The following is a 2,195-nucleotide window of genomic DNA, read 5'->3' as shown; positions in this document are numbered from 1 at the left end:
CGCGAATATCATCAAGCGCCAAATGCTTGTTCTCTTTACTGAAGCCCGGCAGGATTTCCGGCTTCCAACGCCGCGCCAGCTCTTTCAGGGTGGACACGTCCAGATTGCGGTAATGGAAGAAGGCTTCCAGTTTCGGCATGTAGTTGGCCAGGAAACGGCGGTCCTGGCAGATGCTGTTGCCGCACATGGGCGACATGCCCGCTTCCACGTACTGCTCCAGAAACGCGATGGTCTGGGACTCTGCGGCCGCGTCATTCACCATGCTGGCTTTCACCCGCGCCACCAGCCCGGAGTTGTTATGGTGGGTGGTATTCCATTCGTCCATGCCATCCAGTAGCGCATCGCTCTGATGCACCGCCAGCACCGGCCCTTCTGCCAGCACATTCAACTCGGCATCGGTGACAATGGTGGCGATCTCGATGATGCGATCGTTTTCCGGGCTCAGGCCGGTCATTTCCAGATCGATCCAGATCAGATTATTACGCTTGTCGGTCATGGGCTCGGCATCTCTTTGCTACGCGGAATGTGGCCTCCATGGTAGCATGCCCCCATTGTCATACTAGATCTCATACCCGAAGACAGGACCGCAATAACCCGTGGCCAAACGCAAACTCAATCGCCGCCAACGCTGGCGCATCGAAAAGATCCAGGCGGAAAAGCGCGACCGCGCCAACCGCCGCACCGACCAGCAGGAGATCCTGGTGGCCGACGATCTGGGCGATGAGCAACACGGATTTATCACTGCCCACTTCGGCCAGCAGGTGGAAGTGGAAAATGCGGACGGCCCGAATGGTGAAAACCGAAAGACACGGCGGTGTCACTTTCGCGCCACCCTGGAACAGCTGGTTGTTGGCGACAAGGTGATCTGGCAGCCGCCCAAAAGCGAAGGGCTGGGCGTGGTCGTCGCCATCGAGCCTCGCGACACGGTGCTCAAGCGCCCGGACCTGTACGGTAACCTGAAACCGGTGGCCGCCAACGTGGAGCAGATGCTGGTGGTGTTCGCGCCGCTTCCCACACCCTCAAGCGCCCTGCTGGACCGTTATCTGGTGGCCGCCGAGCTGTCCAATATCCCCGCCACCCTGGTGCTCAACAAGGCCGACCTGATCGACGAAACCCTGCGCCCCTTTGTGGATGAACTGTCCGACATGTATCGCCGCCTCGGTTATCCGGTACTGGAAGTGTGCGCTCACCAGAGCGAAGGACTGGCACCGTTACACGAGGCCCTGATTGGCAAGACCAGCGTGTTTGTGGGGCAGTCCGGGGTGGGCAAGTCCTCACTGGTCAATGGCGTACTGCCGGAAGCGGATCTGCAGGTGGGCGAGCTGTCCAGCAACTCCGGCCTGGGCCAGCACACCACCGTCACCGCCCGGCTGGTTCACCTGCCCACCGGTGGCCAATTGATTGATTCCCCCGGTATCCGTGAATTCGGCCTGTGGCACATCGGTGAAGACGACCTGTTGCACGGCTACCGGGAGCTGTCGGAGCTGGCCGGCCACTGCAAATTCCGCAACTGTTCACACCGCAACGAGCCGGGCTGCGCGCTGATCAACGCCGCCGAAAATGGCGATATCGACGAGGAACGGCTGAGTAACTTCTACCAGATTGCCGACACCCTGGACGAGGAAGGGCGGGAGAGGTATCAGTGAACCAGTTAATAATGAATAATGAATAGTTAATAATTGGACTTCGCTGCGCGAAGTTGTTTCGCTATTAATTATTCATTATTAACTATTCATTGCCTTTTATGCTGCCACTGCTGCTCGAACCCGCCGAACTCGCCGATCGCCTTGACGACGACAAACTGCTCATCATCGACCTGAGCAAGCCCCCGGTTTACGTCCAGGCCCATGTTCCCGGCGCCATTCACCTGGATTTCAGGCGTTTACAGACCGGCGCACAGCCAGCACCGGGCATGATCCCTTCCGATGACGCCCTCAGTGACCTTTTCTCCGAGCTGGGGCTGACACCGGACACCCATGTGGTCGCCTATGACGACGAAGGCGGCGGCTGGGCCGGGCGTCTGCTGTGGACCCTGGACGCCATCGGCCACAAGCGTTACAGCTACCTGAACGGGGGCATCCACGCCTGGCTGGCCGAAGGCCACCCCACCAGCAGCGAAGCCCACGATCCCACCCCCAGCGATTACGAAGTCGGCGCCCACGACCCTGTCACCGAAGTGGATCTGGATTATCTGC

At 59.6% G+C, this 2,195-nt stretch carries 3 protein-coding genes; 2 read left to right on the top strand and 1 reads right to left on the bottom strand.

All coding sequences use genetic code 11. The annotated features are described in order from the left end of the window. Positions 1-496, bottom strand: a 496-nt coding sequence (gene orn, locus A3754_RS17825; RefSeq protein ID WP_063520778.1) for an oligoribonuclease, incomplete at its 3' end; no start/stop codon positions are given. Between the two features lie 100 nt (positions 497-596). Here orn and rsgA point away from each other — a divergent pair. Next, positions 597-1,646, top strand: a complete 1,050-nt coding sequence (gene rsgA, locus A3754_RS17820) for a small ribosomal subunit biogenesis GTPase RsgA (RefSeq protein ID WP_063520777.1) — start codon at positions 597-599, stop codon at positions 1,644-1,646. 98 nt (positions 1,647-1,744) lie between these two features. Further along, the coding region (locus tag A3754_RS17815; protein ID WP_255363143.1) for a sulfurtransferase at positions 1,745-2,195 on the top strand (451 nt) is incomplete at its 3' end.

The sequence above is a fragment of the Alcanivorax sp. HI0083 genome (assembly GCF_001635175.1).
The sequence above is the reverse complement of the archived record's forward strand: the minus strand, read 5'-3'. Positions and strand labels throughout refer to the sequence as shown.